A 631-nucleotide genomic window follows, 5' to 3' on the forward strand; every position below is an offset into this window, starting at 1 on the left:
AACGTTTAAGAAAGTTCTTATTAACTAATTCAGGTAATGATTTACGATCGTTTAATTGATAATAAGCATCCATAAGTACACGTACATCAAATTCAGAAGCATACACTTCAGGTACACCTCTGTCTACTTCTAATAATTGATATACAGCTTCCATAGCCGTACGTACAGAATATTCAGTTGTGAATACTGTATCACGTTCTGTTTCAGCAAAATTACCTATAAATGCTAAGTTTTTAGAGCCATTAGGAACAACCAATGGACGATCTTTGTATGCTCTTGGCATAAAGTAAGCTGTCACGTAAGGCATATAAACAGGAATTGTATTACATTCTGTTTGTGCCAATTCAACTAACTCATCTTGTGGCACTCCCATATGATATAACCACTCTTGGCATATTTCACTACCTGTACATTCAGTGATTGGTTTTTTAATAAAATCACCTTTGACGTCAGAGTACAATGCATATATCCATATACTGGCTTGATCTTTAGGCTGCTCTTTAAATTGTTGTTGGCGGTTGACTGTAAAACTAAGTTGCCAACTAGAGTCAGCTACTGTTACAATCCCACCTGTAACGGTACGACCAGATAACACATCACGTTTACTTAACTTTTCAATATAAGAAATAAC

1 protein-coding gene is annotated in these 631 nt (G+C 35.3%); it reads right to left on the reverse strand.

Annotation, left to right across the window (positions count from 1 at the left end):
* A partial coding sequence (locus AB840_RS15565) for an oleate hydratase (RefSeq protein WP_048515713.1) occupies window positions 1–631 on the reverse strand: 631 nt, incomplete at both ends.

Origin of the sequence: Megasphaera cerevisiae DSM 20462 (genome assembly GCF_001045675.1) — a bacterium.
In the GTDB taxonomy this organism is placed as follows: domain Bacteria; phylum Bacillota; class Negativicutes; order Veillonellales; family Megasphaeraceae; genus Megasphaera; species Megasphaera cerevisiae.